Genomic DNA, 19465 nt, shown 5'->3' on the forward strand with positions numbered 1-19465 from the left:
ATTTGTTATGATTCGGGGAGTATGTTCCCGGGACAAGTTCCCGCTAAACACAGAAGGGAGTCAATCGTTCCATGGCAGATAAGGAAAAGGATTCGCTCGACCCAAAAAAGGACAATCATCTTACCCCTGAGGACACTGCGACCGGAGAAGGCGTAGAGTTCGCAGGCCAAAGCGGCAGCGAGCGCCGCGAGGAAACGCTGCAGGCTGAGGAGCTTCAAGAGGAGCTGCGCTCCGACAATGCTCAGCTGCAAGCTGAACAGGATGCGGAGGTCCATACGGCAGACCCCGAGCGCGCCTTCGGCACCGTGCCGCAGCAGCCGGTTGCTCCGGTCGCAGGCGCAGCCGATCTTCCATTGGATGAGGATGGAATCGTGGACGAGAATGAGAATGGTAATAACGGCGGACCGAAGCGCTCCGGCGCTGCAACGGGCTGGATGATTACATCGCTCGTGCTTGCCGTCGGCCTGATCATTGCGCTTGTCAGCATTTTCACCGGCAAGGGCGGCGAAACCGTCGCTTCCGTCAACGGCGAGAAGATTACCAAAGACGACCTGTATGCCCTTATGGAACCGTCTGGCGGTAAAGCAGCACTCGACCAACTGATCACGATGAAGCTTATCGAGCAGGAAGCCGACAACAAAAACGTTACCGTTACGCCAGAAGATGAAGAAAAAGAGCTCGCTGATGTGAAGAAAAACTTTGGCTCCGAAGAAGAATTTCAAGGCGCCCTGCAGCAAGCTGGCATGACGCTCGACGATCTGAAGAAACAAATGTTTACGCAGGCTCAAATGCGCAAGCTGCTTGCTGATAAACTGAAAGTTACCGACGAAGACATCAAAAAATACTACGACGAGAACAAAGCAAGCTTCGCAACGGAGGAGCAGGTTAAAGCCTCCCACATTCTCGTTGCAACAAAAGAAGAAGCGGACGCCATCAAAAAAGAGCTCGACAACGGCGGCGACTTTGCGGCTATCGCCAAGGAGAAGTCCACGGACACGGGCAGCGGCGCAAAAGGCGGCGACCTCGGCTTCTTCGGCAAAGGCGCTATGGTTCCAGAGTTCGAAAAGGTCGCTTTCGAGCTGAAGCCAGGTCAGATCAGCGAACCGGTTAAATCCGAGTTCGGCTTCCATATTATTAAGGTTATTGAACACAAACCGGCTTCCACTCCAACTTTGGAGGAGAAAAAAGCAGAAATTAAAACAACGCTGGAAGGCCAGCAGCTGGGCACCCTTTCTCAGACGCTCATCACGGACCTGCGTGCTAAAGCATCCATCACGAACAAGCTGGATCCATCGCAGGATACCAAAGGCGGCGCTGAAAACAACGGCTCCAATGCCAATTCCGGCGCAGAGAATACTCCAGCCAACAATCAATAATCCGTTTTAACCGAAAGAACCCTCCTGTTCCACACTAGTGGATAAGGAGGGTTCTTTCGGTTAAATGCCAGGGCGTCAAATGATTTAATTGAGCATGTTGAGCAGCGATCGGTTCCGTTAAGGTCATCAATGCAGTTAGAATAAAAAGTGGACACCCCTTAACGTGGATCAGATAAAATAAGCTACGAAAGGTGAGGTGTTCACAGTGGGGAAAATACGGCAACATTACAACGATGAATTCAAATTAAAAACGGTCAAATACATTCAAGAACAAACGAAGACGATCCCTCAGATTTCGGAGGAGCTCCACATTCCCGAAAGCACGCTGCATCAATGGATGGCCCGACACCGAAAATTTGAGAACGAGCCGTTGCTTACGCCAGAGGCTCTACGGGAAAAGGACCGCCGATTAGAGAACCAAGCCAAGGAGATCGCAGATCTTCAGGAGCAGATCGAAATCCTAAAAAAGGCTATGCACATCTTCAGCAAAGAAAAGAACTGAAGTTCCAATTCATTGCCGATCACCGCTCCTTGTACGCAATGGAGAAGATGTGCCGGGTTCTCGGAGTGTCCAAAAGCGGCTACTACAACTGGGTTCAAGTTAAATCCAGAGAAAGCAGCTATCAGAAGCGCCGTAAAGCCTTGCTGGCGCGCATCTCGTGGCTGTTCCTCGACTCTCACAAGCGATATGGCAGCCCTAAAATCACCCAACTGCTACGGCGTGAGGGATGGGTCGTCTCGGAGCGTCTGGTCGGAAAAATCATGCGCGAGAATGGGCTTCGCTCCTGCGTATCACGAACCTTCAAGGTGACCACGACGGATTCCAAACATGCGCTGCCGATTGCACCTAATGTCCTAAATCAAGACTTTTCGACAACAGCGCCAAACCAGGTATGGGTGACGGACATCACGTATATTCCCTGTCGTGAAGGCCGGCTCTATCTAGCCAGTGTATTGGATTTGTTCACCCGCAAAATTGTCGGTTGGAAACTTGCTGACCGAATGACGACAGACCTGGTTCTAGCCGCGCTGGACCAAGCCTACCGATCAAAGAAGCCGAAGAAAGGCTTAATTCACCACTCCGACCGTGGATCGCAGTATGCGTCAGAGCTGTACCGAGACCGATTGAAGCAATACCAAATGACTGCCAGCATGAGCCGTAAGGGAAACTGCTACGATAATGCTTGTATCGAATCCTTTCACAGCGTGCTGAAGAAGGAGTTTATTTACTGCACCAAATTTCGGACGAAAGCCCAGGCGCAACAAGAGGTATTCGAGTACATCGAGCTGTTTTACAACCGAAAGCGAATCCACGGTTCACTGGGTTACGAATCGCCAGATCGGTTTGAAGCAGCTTACTACGAGCAGCAGAACCGATGAACTACGTTATGCGGTGTCCACTTTCTTGACAGAGGTCCAATAAGACCGTTAATGGTCTTAAATACGGCCGAGACGGACGAAGTGGAGGAAATAAGACCGTTAATGGTCTTAAATGAGGCCGAGACGGACGAAGCGGAGGAAATAAGACCGTTAATGGTCTTAAATGAGGCCGAGACGGACGAAGCGGAGGAAATAAGACCGTTAATGGTCTTAAATACGGCCGAGACGGACGAAGTGGAGGAAATAAGACCGTTTCTGGTCTTAAATCAGGCCGAGACGGACGAAGCGGAGGAAATAAGACCGTTTCTGGTCTTAAATGAGGCCGAAACGGACGAAGCGGAGGAAATAAGACCGTTTCTGGTCTTAAATCGAATTGCCCCCCTAATTCTGGAGAGTTCCGGGCGAAAACGACTGTATTCCACGGCAGCACCATCTTTCTTGCCTATATGCTCCTCAGCCAGCTCTCCAAACGTCTTGCTCACAAATTGGAGGCCGTTGTCCGTTCGAATGACGGGAGGTTCACGACATTGCTTAAGGGCGTTAAACGCTCTTAACCAGCCCGTTCCCATCGTATTCGTGCGCAGCGGCTGTCTTTCAGCGGTAATCGCTGCGGCCGATGCTGACGCCGGATCGCAGCTTGTAGGCCATCAAGGCCATCTCCAGCCCGATGCGCTTATGCGGCTCCAGAAACGGCTCGCCAATCAGCTCGGTCAGACGCTCCATGCGGTTATACAGCGTCTGGCGGTGAATGAACAGCCGCCGGGCCGTTTCGTGTTTGGAGCCGAAACATTTGAGATACATATCCAGCGTCTCCAGCAGCTGCTGGCGGGACTCCTTCTCCAGGCGGAGAATCGCGCCGAGATGATCCTGCACGAAGGCGTCCAGCAGCGCCGCGTCGGGTATCGCCTGCAGAAGCTGATACGCCCCCAGCTGGCTGTAAAATACCGTCGGGCCGAGTTCGGGGACCCTCCTGGCGATTTCCAGCGCCTGGGCCGCTTCGCGGAATGCTTCCGGCGCTTCCAGCAGCTTTTGGCGCAGCTTGCCGGCCGCAGCGCGGAGCCGGAGCCCCTCCAGCTGCTCGCCGCTAAAACGCTGCACATCCTCCAGCACGCTGTGAGCGCCGCTTAGCAATCGCTCGCGGGCTGCTGCTGTGGCGCTATCCGCATGAAGCAGCAGCAGCATGCTGCCCTCGGAGCGCGGATGCAGGCTTCCGCGCAGGCCGTATTTGCGGATCAGCGTATGGAGCAGTACAGGCAGATCGCGCGCTGCGCCTTCCAGCCGTTCGCCGCCGCTGCCGTCCTCCGGCCACATGCTTTCCAGCTCCAAAGCAGCCGCTAACACGGCTCCGTTTGCATCTGCCGCTGGACGAGAGGGCAGCCCCGCCATAGAACGAGCCTGGTCCTCGCTGCGCACGCGCCCTTCCAGCAGTGCCGGAATTAGCCCGTCATTGCGGCGGGATTCATGCTCCCGACTGAATTGCGTGCGCAGCGTGAGCGCCGCCGCTGCGGAAGCGGCGGACTCCAGATAAGGTGATAGAGCGGCCGCATCGCTGTCATCCTCAGCCACGAGTCCCACTGCGGCAAGCAGCTGGCCGTAGCAGAGCACCGGTTTTAGCAGCAGGATGCGGCCGCTCGCCAGCGGCAGCATGCAGTCGCTTTTGCCGTCGCCGAAGCGTCCATCCCGCTCCAAATCGCGAAAAGGGAGCTTGGCAAGCTCCTGCCGATCAGGCTCAGCTAAATGCGTCGGCTGCCCAAGCTCTGACGGATCTGAAAGCCGTGGCTGTTTCCGATCAAGCTCACCTAAAATCGGCGGCTGTCCGATTTCTGCTCCGCCCGAAAGCTTTGACAGCTGTTGCTCTGCTCCGCCCGAAAGCTTTGACAGCTGCCGCTCTGCATCCCCCGAATGCCGGGGCTGCTCACGCCCCGCACCGCCCGACAGCGGAGGGTGCTGCCGGTCCGGCTCCAGCAGCGAATAGTAGAGCGTCTGCCGCCGTGTTTCTCCGTGAAGCAGCCGCAGCATGGAGGAAATATCGCTATGCTGAAGCGTCAGCTGCTGCAGCCGCCTGGAGAAGCTGTCGGCCAAATCCTGATGAATGCGACGCCGGTTCAGAATAAGCGAATGGATATCCTGGGTAATGTCAGAGAAACGCACCGGCTGGTCAAAAACGATGACCGGAAACTGGTGAGCCTCAGCCAGCTCCAGCAAATCGGCCGGCACTTCCTGGATGCTGGTGCCGATCTCGAGGATAAGTCCTGCCGCTTCCTGGAGAATAAGCTGGCGCAAATAATCCAGCCGATCCTGCTGAGACTGTTTGAGCCACAGCCCAGTGGTAAGAATAAGATCATGACGGCTAATAAAAGGGGCGATCTGCACGATCTCAATGACATGCACCCAGCCAACCGGTCGGCCCAGTCCCCGGCTGCCGGCAGCAAGCCGTGCCGATTGAAAGAGCGGACGGCGCAGGACGTCCCCAATCTGCAGTTCCGTTGGATTCAACAGGGACAACTCCTTTCAGCAATGCATATATGGAAGTATAGGTATCGGAGCGATGTCAGCTATCGGCAACAAGTCGATCCGCACGCAGGAAATAATCGACAACGTGTACGATGCCGAGCACGGAGTGCTCCCTTAAAATGAAAAGTATAGAGAACATACCCATTATAGACGAGGTGGCTTTCCATGATAATCGGAATCCCGAAAGAAATCAAAAACAATGAAAACCGCGTTGCCTTGACGCCTATGGGAGCGGCGGAATTTGTTCGCGCCGGACATCAGGTGCTGATCCAGCGGGGAGCTGGTGTGGAAAGCGGGTTTAACGATGCGCAGTACGAGGCTGCTGGAGCTGTGCTGATAATGGAGGCATCCGACGTGTGGGGCAAATGCGAAATGATCATGAAGGTCAAAGAGCCGCTGCCCTCCGAATTCGGCTATTTCCGCGATGGACTGCTGTTGTTCACGTTTCTCCATCTTGCGGCTGCCCCGGAGCTGACCGAGGCGCTGCGCACATCCGGCGTCACCGGCATCGCCTATGAAACGATTCGGGTTAATGGAGCGCTGCCGCTGCTTGCGCCGATGAGCGAGGTCGCGGGACGAGTCGCTGTCCAGGTTGGAGCCCAGATGCTGGAGAAGGCCCATGGAGGCAAAGGCATTCTGCTGTCCGGCGTCACCGGTGTGAAACGAGGCAAAGTAACGGTCATTGGCGGGGGCATTGCAGGAACCAACTCGGTGCAGCTTGCCGTTGGCCTTGGAGCCGAGGTAACCGTGCTGGATACCAACACAAACCGGCTGCGCGAGCTGGCGCTTATTTTCGGCAACCGGCTGCAGACGCTGCAATCGACCACGCATAATATTGCGGAAGCGGTCCGCGAATCCGACCTCGTCATTTCAACTGTGCTTATTCCGGGCGGCAAAGCGCCGAAGCTGGTGTCGGAAGAGATGGTGCGCTCCATGGAAAAAGGGTCCGTCATCGTCGATGTCGCCATCGACCAGGGCGGAAGCGTGGAAACGATCGACCGGACGACAACGCATGACAATCCGGTGTTCGTCAAACACGGCGTTCTCCATTACGCCGTAGCGAACATTCCAGGAGCGGTTCCTTACACCTCAACGATGGCGCTGACAAACGCGACGCTGCCGTTTGCGCTGCAGCTGGCCAAGCTGGGCGCGGCCGAAGCGATCCGCTCGTCGCAGCCGATCCGTGAAGGAGTGAACACGATGGGCGGATTCGTGACCTATGAAGCGGTCGCCCGCGATCTCGGATACACGTTTAAACCGGTGGAAGAGCTGGTATAACCTCACCGCGAAAAAAGCTGCCTCGAACGCAAAATTTGCGAACGGGGCAGCTTTTTCAACAAGTTCTAAAACCTAAATCATGAATATGGAAAAATAATCAATTCCGGATTCTACTAAATTATCTTATGAAGATGAGAGATTCAAAGGCTCGGCTAATGACCATCCGCTAGAAAAAAGATAGCTGCCCCCTTGCCATATTCATGACAAGAAGGCAGCTATCTTCAAAATATATCATCTATCCAGCCGTTACTTCGCATCCTCCAGCAAATGCTCTCCGGCAATGCCAGGAGAGGTCATTGCATACGGATTAAGAATTTCGGCCATTTCCTCTGGCGTCAGCAATCCGCGCTCCAAAATAAGCTCGCGGATGGTCAGGCCGGTAGCAAGCGCCTCCTTGACGAGCTGCGCCGCCACTTCATAGCCGAGATGCGGATTAAGCGCCGTCACGATGCCGAACGAGTTGGCGACATAGCTTTCGCAGCGCTCGCGGTTCGCTTCCATTCCTTCAACCGCATGCCGCAGGAACACGTCCACGCCGTTGCGGAGAATTTTCAGCGATTGCAGCAAATTAAACGCGATTACGGGCCCCATAACGTTCAGCTCAAACTGACCGGCTTCGCAGGCCATGCAGATCGTGTGGTCATTGCCCATCACCTGGAACGACACCTGGTTCACAACCTCCGCCATAACGGGATTAACCTTGCCCGGCATGATCGACGAGCCCGGCTGCCGCGGCGGCAGCGAGAGCTCCGCAAGCCCGACGCGGGGGCCGGACGCCATCAGGCGGATATCGTTGCAAATTTTGGACATGTTGACGGCGCACACTTTAAGCGAAGCGGAAAGCTCGGTATAGGCGTCGCTGTTTTGCGTAGCGTCGACAAGGTCTTCCGCTGCCTGAATCGGCAGCTTTGTCTGCTGCTGCAGATGAGCGATGACCGATGCAATATACTCCGGTTTGGCGTTCAATCCGGTGCCGACGGCTGTTGCGCCCATATTAACCGTCAAGGCGTGAATGGCAGCGCTGCGGATGCGCCCGATATCGCGTCCAAGCACGGCGGCATAGGCGCCGAATTCCTGCCCTAACCGGATCGGAACGGCGTCCTGCAAATGAGTCCGGCCCATTTTGATCACATCGTCGAACTGATCTCGTTTAGCCAAAAACCCATTCTGCAGAGCCTCAAGCGCCTTCAGCAATTCCATCGTCAGCGAGTAAGCTGCAATGCGCAGCGCGGTCGGAATGGCATCGTTGGTAGATTGAGACATGTTAACGTGATTGTTGGGATTGCAGTGGAAATAATCGCCCTTGTTGCGGCCGAGCAGCTCCAGCGCGCGGTTGGCGAGCACCTCATTCATATTCATGTTGATGGACGTTCCTGCGCCGCCCTGGATGCTATCGACGATGAACTGGTCCAGAAGCTTGCCCTCGATGACCTCGTCAGCAGCCTTCACAATCGCTTCGCCGATCGGGGTTGTCAGCAGATGAACATCCATGTTGGCTTTGGCTGCGGCTTTTTTGACATGGGCCAGAGCGGTCAGCAGCTCGTGATGGATGTGTACGCCGGTAATCGGGAAATTCTCGACTGCGCGAAGCGTTTGGATGCCGTAATAGGCGCTCTCTGGAACTTGTTTTTCCCCAAGAAAATCATGCTCGATTCTGTACGCCATCGTCTTCATCCCTTCTGCGATCGGGTCTCATCTTTTGCATACAATATACGGATAAAAATACTGTTATGAGAAATAGAGAAGCCGGCAAAGATTCTACCATCTGCTGGAACTTCCGTCAAATGAAAGCGCCCCTCACCGTTTACTGCCAAAATCCGGCGAAGGACGTTTTTGTATAAATCGGCTTGAGATAAATGTTTCATTAGGTCAGATGTAGCTCAGACCCGCCGTATACGGGAAGGGGAGCGGGAAAAATACTCGCAGCAGCTCCGCCTGCGAATCGGTGAACGGAAGATGGCGGCCCGCTGCCCCATCGCTTCCTTCATCTTTAGCTTCCGCCATGTCAGATGCCGCTATAGCGGACTGCCTGAGTACAAAAGCATCGGGTCCGTCATCCGGCTCGGCGTCGGGACCGTCGAACAGCAGCAGCGTCCAGTCACGGGCACTGAGCGTTATAGGAAGGCCGTCCAGCTGGAGCGCATATTCACCTGAAGGCAGGCTCTCCACTTCCCATGCGGGTACAATCAAGCCGGCTGCAGCGGCCCGCTCTGCAAAATAAACCTCAAGCTGCTCCCACAAAAGCGGCATGTTCATAATACGGATCGTTCCTTGGTTATGGCTGCTCGTATAAGGTTGTCCTTCCAGCAGCTTCATCATGCGGCGCTCATGGTCCGACACAAAAAGCAGCATGGTGGAAAAGTCCATGTGGTTCATCGTTTCCCGAAGCAGCGGCAGGACCACGGATGCTTTGCCGCCCCAGTCCACAACGAACGGCTCCAAATCCGAATCCCGCGGAATTGGACCGGAGGCAATGACGGCGTAGGCTGCCAGGCCGCCGCTGTCCTCTGCGACGTACACATCATGGTGAAAGCCGTACATGGCGGCGACCGCTTCACTGCGCAGCTCCTGGGCCAGATCGGCGATGCTGCGGCTGTAGCCCGCGGGCTTGGCTTCGGCCAGCTCCTGCAGTCTGAACCAGTCCTCTGGCAGCAGGGAACGAACCGTCATGCCGGCAGGCAGAGGCGCTCCGCAGTCGTTTTGCCGGGAGAGGCGATAGCGGCGAACTGAGCCGAACGCATGGCAGCCGTTGCGGCGGTAGAGCGAGCGGGTGCCGGATACGAGCATAATGGCCGCATCCATTTCCTCCGCCTGATGGAACGCTTCGCTGAGCAGAACGCTGGCATGCCCCTGCCCGCGATAATCGGGATGAGTACAGACGGAGCCGAGCGCACATGCGCTAATTGTGGATGACCCGATCCGAATGCGCTGAGGAACAAATCCGATAAACGAAACGAGCCTGCCGTCCTGGCCGATTCCGAGCGAAAGATCCATGGCTGGATCGAATATGCGGGGAAAGCTGTCGCCCATGGAAGGCTGGCCCGGTTCGCGGAAAACGAGATCGGCGAGCTCAACCGCTTCTCTCAGCTCTTCGCGGTTTAAGCGGCGCCGAAGTTCTTTCACAGATGTTTGTTCTTGATTCATGCTCGTCCTCCCCTTGACATCATTTCGAAGCTTACTAAAAAGCGGCCGGCAGCCGAAGGCTACAGGCCGCTACTCCTATTCTTTTATACCCAATCTTTTACCGGAATGTATCGCTAGGTCGTTGTTTCCTGGGCATGTTTCCGTTCATAACGGTCGCTAAAGCCGAAAATCGGGTCCAAAAGCCGGTATACCCGTTTGCTTTCTTTGGTCAGCAGCGGCCCGAGAATGGCGAGTATAAGCACATACAACGCGGCAAAGGGCTGAAGAATGCCAGCCAAGCCTCCGGCAAGCGCCAGATTGGCCATGATGATGGAAAACTCGCCTCTGGCGACGATAGTCAGACCGATTTTAGCCGACGCATAAGGGGGAATGCCTGAGCTGCGTCCGGCCAGCATACCGGCGGCAAAGTTGCCGATGAGCGTAAGCACAACAGCAATCAGCGCCATCCAGACTGCGCCTCCGAGCTCCATCGGATTAATCGTCAGGCCAAAGCTGAAGAAAAACAGAGCGCCGAAAAAGTCGCGGAAGGGCAAAATGAGCTTTTCAATGCGATGGGCATGCTTCGTCTCCGCAAGCACGAGGCCGACCAGCAGCGCGCCGATGGCTTCGGCGACATGAATCGTCTCGGCAAAACCGGCTATCAAAAATAACGAGGCGAATATAACGAGCAAAAATTGCTCGTTGGAGCGGATGTCCAGCCAGCGGTCCAGGTTGGGAACGAGCTTGCGACCGACAATTAGAATGCCGAGCATGAACACAAGCGCAATAAGGGCGGACAGCAGCACGCCGCCCAAGCTGGAGGACGAGCTTAACACCAGGCCGGACACGATGGAGATATAGAGGGCGAGAAAAACATCCTCAAACATGATGATGCCCAAAATCATCTCCGTCTCCTGATTGGCCGTGCGTTTCAGGTCCACCAGCACTTTGGCGACGATGGCGCTGGAGGAAATGGTGGTAATACCGGCGATTATGAGCACTTCGGCCAGCGGCAGTCCCGTCATGAAGCCAAACAGCAGTCCGATCGTAAAGTTGATGCCGATATAAATGCTGCCGCCGACTACGATGGATTTTCCGGATTTAATCAGCCGTCCAACCGAAAACTCCAGCCCGAGATAAAGCAGCAGGAACAGAACGCCGACTCTACCAAAAAAATCGATTAGTTCCGCGCTGTTAATAAAGCGAAAGTCCAGATAGCCCCAGTGGACGGCGTGGGGGCCGACAGCCATGCCGACGAGAATGTAAAACGGAATGACGGAAAACTTCAGCTTGGCGGAAATCACGCCGGCCAGCGCGACGAGCAGAATGGCAAGTCCGATTTCGAGAACGATATGGTCCATCGTTACTCACATCCATTCTTGAGGATGTCGCGGAACGCCTTCTGCTGGCTCCGTTCGCCGGCGACGATCAGCAGCGCTTCTTCAGTCAGCACAAGCTCCGGCCCAGGGTTGATGTGTTTGTGCCCGCCCCTTTCCACGACAGCCAGCACGCTGGCTCCAGACCGTTTGCGCACGCTCAGGTCGCCGATGGAGTGGCCGACGCATGGGTAGCCTGGCTCGACCCTGTACCATTCGATAATGAGGTCGTCGAGCACCATTTCGATATTTTCCAGCGCCCTTGGTTTATACTGCATGCCGCCTATAATGGAGGCGAGCATGCGGGCCTCGTCGTCGTCAAGGGTGAATACAGGCTCATAGTCTTCGTCGCGGTCCGTTTGCATATAACATTCCCGCCGTCCGTCATCATGAATGACGACAACAAGCACGTCGCCGCCGCGAGTGCTGATGCGGAATTTTTTGCCGATTCCAGGCAAGTGGGTTTCTCTGATGTCCATACGTGTACCTCCTGTTGTTGGCTTTCCTCTTGGCGTTAGGTTGCCTTAACAGGCCAAAACCAATCGCCGAAAAACAAAAAAGCATGACGGTTGGAATCGGTATTACGCAGCGTATGAGGTTTTGCGCACAGGAGAGAGGAGTATACGATGGATGAAGCGGGCGATACAGGGAGAAAGGCGCAGATTTCTTGACCAGGAGGGCCCGGCGAACAAGGCGGCTAGTATCGCGCACGCTAGCGCCGCGCTGGTTTTATCGTCAGTCTGCACATAGCCGGTGGGTTCCGGTTGCAGGGCTAGTGCCTGCTGTCGTTCGTTCAAATGGGAGCGGGCCATGACGCGTACGCCGGTATCCAGCTTGCGGGACATCGAGCTCTCCGTGGAGGCTTCCGCTGCGGCTTCCGGCAGCATAATTGGCGGGGTAGGCGTGGAGCAGATCATGATGAGCGCAATAAAGAATAATGATAACAAGCGTGAGAACGAGCTAGAGCGCTTCATCATGATCTTTTCCCCCTTTTTATAGGATATTTAACCTTATTATAAGTGAAAGAAGCCGATTTAGGCAAAAAAGAGCCCCGCCCATTTTGTGGACGAGGCTATTTGGAGCTTGTAACGTTAGAAGCTGCTGTCGTCAACGCTGTCCAGCCAGCTGCGAATTTCTCCGACAACACTGGTGACGGCGCCGTCTTCAAAAGGAGACATCAATCCGGCGCTCCGTGCGAGGGCGGTGAACGACTGGCTGCCGCCAAGACGGCAAAGGGCCAAATAATCCTGCCAGGCCTGATCAAAGTTTTCTCTCGACCGCTTCCAGAATTGGAAGGCGCACAGCTGAGCCAGCGTATAGTCGATATAGTAAAACGGCGCTTGATAAATATGGCTCTGCTTCTGCCAGGTGCCGCCCCGCTCCAGAAAGTCGTTGCCGTCAAAGCTGCGGTAAGGGCGGTACACCTTCTCAATTTCGCGCCATTTGGCTTTGCGCTCCGCCGGACTGGCTTCCGGGTTCTCGTACACAAAATGCTGGAATTCATCTACGGAAACCCCGTAAGGGATGAACATAAGCGCCGAAGCGAGATGGTCGAAGCGGTATTTGTCAGTGTCTTCCTTGAAGAACAGCTCCATCCACGGCCAAGCGAGAAACTCCATGCTCATGGAGTGGATCTCGGCCGCTTCCATCGTTGGCCAGAAATACTCCGGAACGTCGTGTCCGCGGCTCATGTACACCTGGAAGGCATGGCCCGCCTCATGGGTCAGCACGTCGACGTCGCCGGAGGTTCCGTTGAAGTTGGCGAAAATAAACGGAGATTCGTACTCGCTGATATACGTGCAGTACCCGCCGCTTTCCTTGCCTTTGCGGCTCAGCAGGTCAAGCAGCTCATGCTCGGACATGAATTGGAAAAATTCGTCCAGCTCTGGGCTCATCTCACGGTACATGCGGCGGCCCTGCTCCAGAATCCAGTCGGGATCGCCTTTTGGCGTGGCGTTTCCGCTTTTGAAGCTGAAGTTTTCGTCGTAATAATGCAGCTTATCGACTCCGATCCGGGCCTGCTGGCGCTCGGCAAGGCGGACGGCAATCGGCACGATCTGCTCCCTCACCTGTTTGCGGAAGTTCGCCACCATATCAGCGTCGTAATCGGTGCGGCCCAGCCGGTCGTAGCCGAGCTGCACGTAATTCGGGTACCCCAGCTTATGGGCGATCGCCGTACGTATTTTGACCAGCTTATCGTACAGAAGGTCCAGCTCTTGCTCATTGCCGGAGAGGAAGCCAAAAACCGCCTCGCTAGCGCTGCGGCGGACATCCCGGTCGGTGGACTGGGTGTACGGAGTCAGCTGGGAAAGCGTGCGCTCTTCGCCGTCAAATTGAATTTTGGCGGAGGCGATCAGCTGGCCGTATTCCGTGGTCAGTTTATTTTCAAGCTGCAAATCCTCAATAATCTCGGGTTTGAAGGTTTTGAGCGCAAGCTCCGCCGAACGGAGCAGCTGGGTTCCGAAACGTTCCTCCAGCCCATCCCGGTAAACGGACTCGGTAATTGCTCTATAATAGTCGGTAACATATTCTTGGATGATCGGCCCGGTTTCGTCGGCATAGTCCTGCTCGGCCTTGTAAAATTCGTCGTTGGTGTTTACGGAATGGCGGATGTACACAAGCTGGAACATCGAATCGATCTCGCTGCGCAGCTTGTTTACTGCCGAAATCGCATCTAGCTGCTCCTCTAGGCTGGCGGCGTTGCGGATGGCGGAGATTTTTTCTTTAAAGGCGCTGGTGACGGCGTCGCGGTCCGGCCTTTCGTAACGGTATTCGCTGAACTTCAACATGAGAGCACCTCTTTCGGAAAATGAATGGCATTAGGCCGTACATGAAGCTCTATTATTATAACGAATTTCACAACGATATTGTGGAAAAAATAGGTATAATAATCTGAACCAGCGTTCAAAACAAGCGAATTTTTTTCATCAGGCATGATCCTGTGCTATTGTTACATAGACGGTTAAAAAAAGAGCTAAGCTGGGAGCCAAAGCTGGCAGCGCTCGATATTAAACGCCGGAATTCTACCATTTATTTTGAGAGTACATCCGGGTTGTAGCCATTCCGCGGATGTCTGCATAGAAAGGAAGTTTGCATTATGAGTCAACACAATCAAAACCCTCGCGTGGCGGTGGCCGGCAGCCTTAATATGGATCTTGTTATCAGCATGGAGCGTATGCCGGAGGCTGGAGAAACGATCAGCGGCAGCGCGCTGCACACGCTGCCTGGAGGCAAAGGAGCAAATCAAGCGGCCGGCTGCGCGCGGATGGGTGCGGACACCGCGATGATCGGACGGGTCGGCAAGGACGCTTTTGGCGGCCAGCTGCTGGAGCAGATGCGCCGTATGGGCGTCAACGATGCCGGAATCGGCGAGCATAGATCGGCTCCTACTGGCATTGCGTCCATCTATCATACTAAAGAGGACAACTGCATCGTCATCGTGGCCGGAGCCAACGGCGAATGCGACGCGGACTGGATCGAGAGCAACCGCGCCGCAATCGAAGAGGCGCAGGTGCTGCTCGTTCAGCTGGAAATCCCGCTTCCTGCGGTACAGCGCGCACTGGAAATTGCTCGCGCAGCGGGAATCGTGACGGTGCTGAACCCAGCCCCGGCGCGTGAGCTACCGCAGGAGCTGCTGGAGCTGGCGGATTATATTACGCCGAACGAGACCGAATTCGCGGCGCTGTCCGGCGTGTCCGCCGAGACCGAAGCGGAGCTGAGCGACGCGATGGCCGCTTGGCAGGCCAAGGTAGGCAGCCGTGTCATTGTAACGCGCGGCAGCGCGGGCAGCTCCTTCCTCGGCGAGGACGGCGGGCTGTTGACCGCCTCTGCGCCGAAGGTTGAGGTTGTGGATACAACCGGAGCCGGCGATACGCTTAACGCGGCACTGTGCGTGAAGCTGGGAGAGCTGATCCAGAAGCAGCAGGCTGGCGGAGAGGCTGGTTCGGTTGGCGATGCGGAGCTGCTGGACGCGCTGCGTTTTGCGGTACAGGCAGCCTCGCTCGCCGTCACCCGGTTCGGCGCGCAGGACGGGCTTCCTTCGCGGGAGGAAGTAGAGGCGGCGCTGGCGGCTTCCGCCGGGTGAAGCTTGCGGGCATCTGGCGGCGGACGGGAGAGAAGCGCACCGTGACCCGGCAGCCTGGCAACTAAAACGAGGGGGCTGTCCGCTAGTCACATTCGTGACTAGCGGACAGCCCCTTTTTAAAATCCCGAAAATCGGCAAACCGAGCGCGGTAAGGTCGTTTGACGCCCTTACGGGAGCCGAAAATCGGCTACCGAATCCAACTACCGTGCCAGTCAAATCCGGTAGCTCGCAAACGGCTCGCCGTAGCGGAACGGCCGGCTAATGCGCTCCAGCTCATCCTGAATGGCCGGTTCGGCCGCGATTTCCAGGCTGCGCAGATTCGCTTCCAGCTGACGGACGCTGGTTGCGCCGGCAATAACGGACGCAACCGCCGGCTTGTCCATTAGCCAGCGGATCGAGAGCGCGGCGGGCTCGCAGCCGGCCTCCTCGGCAAGCTCGGTGACGTCCTGGCCGAGACCGATTACATCGCCTTTGAGGAAACGGCCGAAGGACGGGTCCTTTTCCAGCCTTGAGCCGTTTGGCGCGTCGGCTCCTGCGGCATATTTTCCGGTCAAAATGCCGCCAGCCAGCGGGAAGTATGGAATGAGCCCGATGCCTTGATCGAGGCAGAGCGGCACCAGCTCCAGCTCCGGCGTTCTGTCGGCCAGGGAATAGCTGGTTTGAATGGAAACGTACCGTTCCAGCTGGAGCCGGTCGCTGACGCCAAGCGCCTTCATCAGCTCCCAAGCCTGATAGTTGGAAGCGCCGATGTAACGGACTTTGCCGGAGCGCACCATGTCGTCCAGCGTGCGCAATGTTTCCTCGAGCGGTGTTTCGGGATCGAAGGTATGAATCTGGTACAGATCGACGTAATCTGTCCCCAGGCGGCGCAGGCTTCCTTCCAGCTCCGTCATCAGATGGGCGCGCGACGCCCCTCGTTTGCCAGGCCCTTCACCCGTTGGCAGGCCGGCTTTTGTCGTCAGCACCGCTTCTGTCCGTCGTCCGGCAAGCGCTTTGCCGATAATAGATTCGCTAAGCGTCCCTGCGTAAATATTGGCTGTGTCGAGAAAATTAATTCCGCTGTCCAGCGCGGAGTGAATAATGCGGATGCTCTCCGCCTCGTCCGTCCGCTTGCCGAATGCGTTCGTGCCAAGGCCAAGCGCGGATACGCTAAGCCCGCTGCCGCCTAGTTTCCGGTAGGTCATCGTCATGGGAATCTTCCTCCTCGATGTAATATTCATGAATATTCCAGCTCCGCCAATCCATACTAGCGCTAGATGGTTATCCCGGAGAGGTGGAGCTTGATATGTATGCCCGATTGAAAAAAAAGCTGCAAAACCTGATCAGGCGCGGCAGGGGAGCCGGTCCGCTGCTTGCCTGCTCGCTTGCGGCCGCGTGCGGCCTGGCTTGTATGGCGGGAGCGGCAGCAGCCAACGCTTCAGAAGCAGCGTCTGCCCGCTATGCTGCAGCGCCTTTTCAGCTCGATAAAGATGTAATTCCGCAAAATGCCCAATCCAGTGCGGCGGAGCTTGCCCGTAATGCAGATTGTATCGTTGTCGGCAGCTTTGAGGAGGCGGATCGGATGGTTCCTACAGCCAGCCGGGTCCCGCAAGGGCGGCTGGTCAATTTTGTCCAGCGTCTCAAGGTTCGCGAGTGGATCAAGGGCAGTGCTCAAAACCAAATCACCGTCGTCACGACGGGAATTGAGCCGCTGCCGCCGCCTTCGCAGCTGGAGGCGAATGAACGTTACCCCGGGGCCTGGGCCGCTGACCTGGACTATCTATTGTTTCTCCGTAAGCTGGAAGGAACGGAAGACTATGCGCCGCTCGGCCTGCTTCAAGGCGTATATCCCATCCAGGGAGGGCGTACGGTTAGTTTGGAGGGGAAAGGCTTCCCCCAATTGAACGGCCTGGAGCCGTCCGGGTTAAAAAATTCCGTGAACGGCCTCATCGGCGGACGTTAGGCTGCAGTCAACGGTTGAACAGCATGTAAAAAGGCTTGGCATATCCCCGTTGTTGCGCCATCGATTATATCATACCTGCATAGCCTGAAGCGCGCTGCTGCAAGCAGCGGACCGCTCAGGCTTTTCATTTCTTTAAAACGGCGGCCGACGCGCCAAAAAAGTCCCCTCCGCCGGACAGGCAGAGAGGACAGAAGAGAAAGCATGTTAAAAAGCTTTAATTCACAGCATTACCAGCTTTTTGGACCGATCATGTCGGCAAACGTCAATGTTTTTGGATAAGACTTGGACATCCCCAAGCCGCTGCGCGCTTGGCTGCGAACCGTCACAAGCTCCGGCTTGGAGTAGAAAAACATCATCTTTTCGTCTCTCCGATCGGCCGGATGCAACGGTTTATCGTAGAGCAGAAAGGCCGCCCAGGCGTCGGCGATGTCCTCCTGCGCCTGATACGCGCTTGCATCGCGGAAAAACAGCTTGGTGTACAGCTTGGTCATCGGTTTGCCGGCGCGCGCGGCTGCTTCGACCTCCGGCGTCCAGAACTTGCTGTAATACTGAGTCATGAGCGAGTCCTTGCGGTAGTAGGCCCATTGGCTGCTGCCGGATGCCGGACCGGCGAAGGCCGAGCCGAGCAAACCGCCGGAGCCGCCTAGCGCTGAGGAGGCGCCGCCGATATGATCTAACTGCGCACCTCCGGCCCCCTGCTGCGTCACGAGCTTGCCGAGCTCGCGTGCCAGCGCCCAGCGCGTTTTCGCCGCAGAGCCAGCGGTTAAATCGGAAGGGTCCAGCACAAGCCGCACTTGGCCTTTGCCAAGCGTCTCCACCCGGGAAATCCCGCCCCGATGCACTTCAAGCCGCAGCTGTTTCACCAGCGTCCAGTATGACTTTGGATAAATGGCGCGAATCTGCTTCCATAGCTGCTCCGCTGCGGCATGCTGTTTTACGGTCGGAATATACCCGGATTCCTTGCGCAGCTTCAACGTTCCTTCGCTTGTTACATCGTACAGTCCTACGGAAAAAGACGAACCGAACAGCTCGGAGCTTTTAATGCCGATTTTTTGAAAGTCGCTGGTCGGCAGCGCTTCAACCGTATCCGCGATGCCCTCCAGATTGGCAAGCAGCTCGGCATACAGCCCTTGCTCATACTGCCGGAAAGCCAGCTCGGCCTTATCTTCCAGGGAGGTGTACGCAGCGGATTTCAACACAGGTTTGGCTTTTTCCAGGAAACGGGCGATACCTTTGAAGTAGGCCGTATTATGCAGCGTTCCAGCCCCTTCCGGACCGGCGTTGCCGTTGCTGGAGCCGGAACCGGAGCCAGAGCTGCCGCCTTCGTTTGCTCCTGTACCGGTGCCGCTGCCGGTTCCAGGCGATTTTTCGGACAGACGGCGGGCTCCCGCATAACGTTCCTGCCAGTAAGACGAGCTCAGCGAGGAGCGTTTGACGCCGTCGACGGTAGCGGCCACGAACTCGCGGTTGCCGATGTAGATGCCGCAGAAGCTGACTGTCTCGCCGCTTTTGAAAAAGACGGCATCTCCAGGCAGCAGCAGGCTCTGCCCGCCGACCTGAGCGCCGTTTTTGTACTGCTCGGCAATCGTGCGGGGAAGAATCGTTTCCGCTGCGGAATAGCGGTAAATGTAATAGAGAAAACCGGAGGCGTCAAAGCCTGCCGGGGAGCTTCCGCCATATTGGTAGGGCGTGCCGAGATAATCGAGCGCGTAGTCGGCAACGGCTCCCCCAAGCGCGTCTGGGCTGAGCGTGCCTTTCTCGGAAATCGGCGAATCGGACTCAGCCGACAAAACGCTGACGCTGCCGGGCTTGCTCGGCGTTTCCGGCGAGCCTGCCGAATTGCCTTCGGCTCCGCCTCCAGAGCTCATGCCCGCCAGCTCCCGCGCTGAGTCGGCATTGGTCAGATCGGCCGAAGGAGTCGAAGATGCGGCGAATGCATCCGGTCCTGGAATGGTTTTTGCTCCTGGTGAAATGTTTGATGGCTCCGCATAGGCGGCGCCTCCTGCTGCGATGATGGCAAAAGCGGTTCCGGTCCAAATCAAACGGCGCATAATCTCACTCCTGGTCGTAGTCTAGGTGTAATGGAAAAGGCAAACAGACTTTCGTATTATAACAGGATCATTGTTATCGTTAATCGGACTTACGACATATGGGAATCTTAATTGCAATTTTAGTAAATCGATATATCAAAAGTCCTCTATCTCGAAAGAAAAGTGAACCTTGAGGCCTTCTCTTGTTCGAAAACAGGAACGGATTGGAAGAAGAGGGTCTGCGGATATGGGTCATAAGAATCAACCCAACGCTTCAGCTGGCGCATTTTTACTCGGAAATGCGGTACCCTCCAAGATGGTTTGAGGTATAATATTGGCATACATAGGCTTGTCCGGCGCTA

At 56.0% G+C, this 19465-nt stretch carries 15 protein-coding genes; 6 read left to right on the forward strand and 9 right to left on the reverse strand.

What is annotated here, in order from left to right; genetic code table 11:
• The first annotated feature begins 71 nt into the window (after positions 1–71).
• From M3223_RS14140 to M3223_RS14150, 3 genes are all read left to right on the forward strand, one after another.
• Positions 72–1376, forward strand: coding sequence for a peptidylprolyl isomerase (locus M3223_RS14140; RefSeq protein ID WP_251562516.1), 1305 nt, complete (start codon positions 72–74; stop codon positions 1374–1376).
• Positions 1377–1581: 205 nt separating this feature from the next.
• Positions 1582–1878: a transposase gene (locus tag M3223_RS14145; RefSeq protein ID WP_251562518.1), complete on the forward strand. Its 297-nt coding sequence runs from the start codon at positions 1582–1584 to the stop codon at positions 1876–1878.
• 11 nt (positions 1879–1889) lie between these two features.
• Positions 1890–2756, forward strand: a complete 867-nt coding sequence (locus M3223_RS14150) for an IS3 family transposase (RefSeq protein ID WP_251562996.1) — start codon at positions 1890–1892, stop codon at positions 2754–2756.
• A 594-nt stretch (positions 2757–3350) separates the two neighbouring features.
• Here the strand turns inward: M3223_RS14150 and M3223_RS14155 are convergent.
• Positions 3351–5252 carry a PucR family transcriptional regulator gene (locus M3223_RS14155; RefSeq protein ID WP_251562520.1) on the reverse strand — a complete coding sequence of 634 codons (1902 nt, stop codon included), beginning with the start codon at positions 5250–5252 and terminating at the stop codon, positions 3351–3353.
• 183 nt (positions 5253–5435) lie between these two features.
• Between M3223_RS14155 and ald the strand changes: the two genes are divergently transcribed.
• Positions 5436–6548, forward strand: coding sequence for an alanine dehydrogenase (ald, locus tag M3223_RS14160; RefSeq protein ID WP_251562522.1), 1113 nt, complete (start codon positions 5436–5438; stop codon positions 6546–6548).
• A gap of 246 nt (positions 6549–6794) precedes the next feature.
• On the opposite strand, the gene aspA is transcribed toward ald, so the two are convergent.
• The 6 genes from aspA to M3223_RS14190 all read right to left on the reverse strand — a co-directional run bounded on the left by aspA (position 6795) and on the right by M3223_RS14190 (position 13836).
• Positions 6795–8222: an aspartate ammonia-lyase gene (gene aspA, locus M3223_RS14165; protein ID WP_251562524.1), complete on the reverse strand. Its 1428-nt coding sequence runs from the start codon at positions 8220–8222 to the stop codon at positions 6795–6797.
• Between the two features lie 195 nt (positions 8223–8417).
• Positions 8418–9692, reverse strand: a complete 1275-nt coding sequence (locus M3223_RS14170; protein ID WP_251562526.1) for a GNAT family N-acetyltransferase — start codon at positions 9690–9692, stop codon at positions 8418–8420.
• A gap of 113 nt (positions 9693–9805) precedes the next feature.
• Positions 9806–11032 (reverse strand): cation:proton antiporter, encoded by a 1227-nt coding sequence (locus tag M3223_RS14175; protein ID WP_251562528.1) that lies wholly within the window; start codon positions 11030–11032, stop codon positions 9806–9808.
• A gap of 2 nt (positions 11033–11034) precedes the next feature.
• Positions 11035–11526, reverse strand: coding sequence for a cation:proton antiporter regulatory subunit (locus M3223_RS14180; protein ID WP_251562530.1), 492 nt, complete (start codon positions 11524–11526; stop codon positions 11035–11037).
• Positions 11527–11628: 102 nt separating this feature from the next.
• Positions 11629–12024, reverse strand: a complete 396-nt coding sequence (locus M3223_RS14185; protein WP_251562531.1) for a hypothetical protein — start codon at positions 12022–12024, stop codon at positions 11629–11631.
• A gap of 114 nt (positions 12025–12138) precedes the next feature.
• The gene (locus M3223_RS14190; RefSeq protein ID WP_251562533.1) at positions 12139–13836 is read right to left on the reverse strand and encodes a M3 family oligoendopeptidase; all 1698 of its coding nucleotides are present in this window, start codon (positions 13834–13836) and stop codon (positions 12139–12141) included.
• A gap of 308 nt (positions 13837–14144) precedes the next feature.
• On the opposite strand from M3223_RS14190, the gene rbsK reads away from it, so the two are divergent.
• The gene (rbsK, locus tag M3223_RS14195) at positions 14145–15131 is read left to right on the forward strand and encodes a ribokinase (protein WP_251562535.1); all 987 of its coding nucleotides are present in this window, start codon (positions 14145–14147) and stop codon (positions 15129–15131) included.
• A 212-nt stretch (positions 15132–15343) separates the two neighbouring features.
• Here rbsK and M3223_RS14200 read toward each other — a convergent pair whose 3' ends face one another.
• Positions 15344–16315: an aldo/keto reductase gene (locus M3223_RS14200; RefSeq protein WP_251562999.1), complete on the reverse strand. Its 972-nt coding sequence runs from the start codon at positions 16313–16315 to the stop codon at positions 15344–15346.
• 101 nt (positions 16316–16416) lie between these two features.
• Between M3223_RS14200 and M3223_RS14205 the strand changes: the two genes are divergently transcribed.
• Complete coding sequence (locus M3223_RS14205) at positions 16417–17073, forward strand: hypothetical protein (RefSeq protein ID WP_251562537.1); 657 nt, start codon at positions 16417–16419, stop codon at positions 17071–17073.
• Between the two features lie 227 nt (positions 17074–17300).
• Here the strand turns inward: M3223_RS14205 and M3223_RS14210 are convergent, their stop codons facing one another.
• Positions 17301–19124 (reverse strand): C40 family peptidase, encoded by a 1824-nt coding sequence (locus M3223_RS14210; RefSeq protein WP_251562539.1) that lies wholly within the window; start codon positions 19122–19124, stop codon positions 17301–17303.
• Positions 19125–19465: the final 341 nt, after the last annotated feature.

The organism is Paenibacillus pasadenensis (genome assembly GCF_023715725.1).
GTDB lineage: Bacteria > Bacillota > Bacilli > Paenibacillales > Paenibacillaceae > Paenibacillus_O > Paenibacillus_O pasadenensis_A.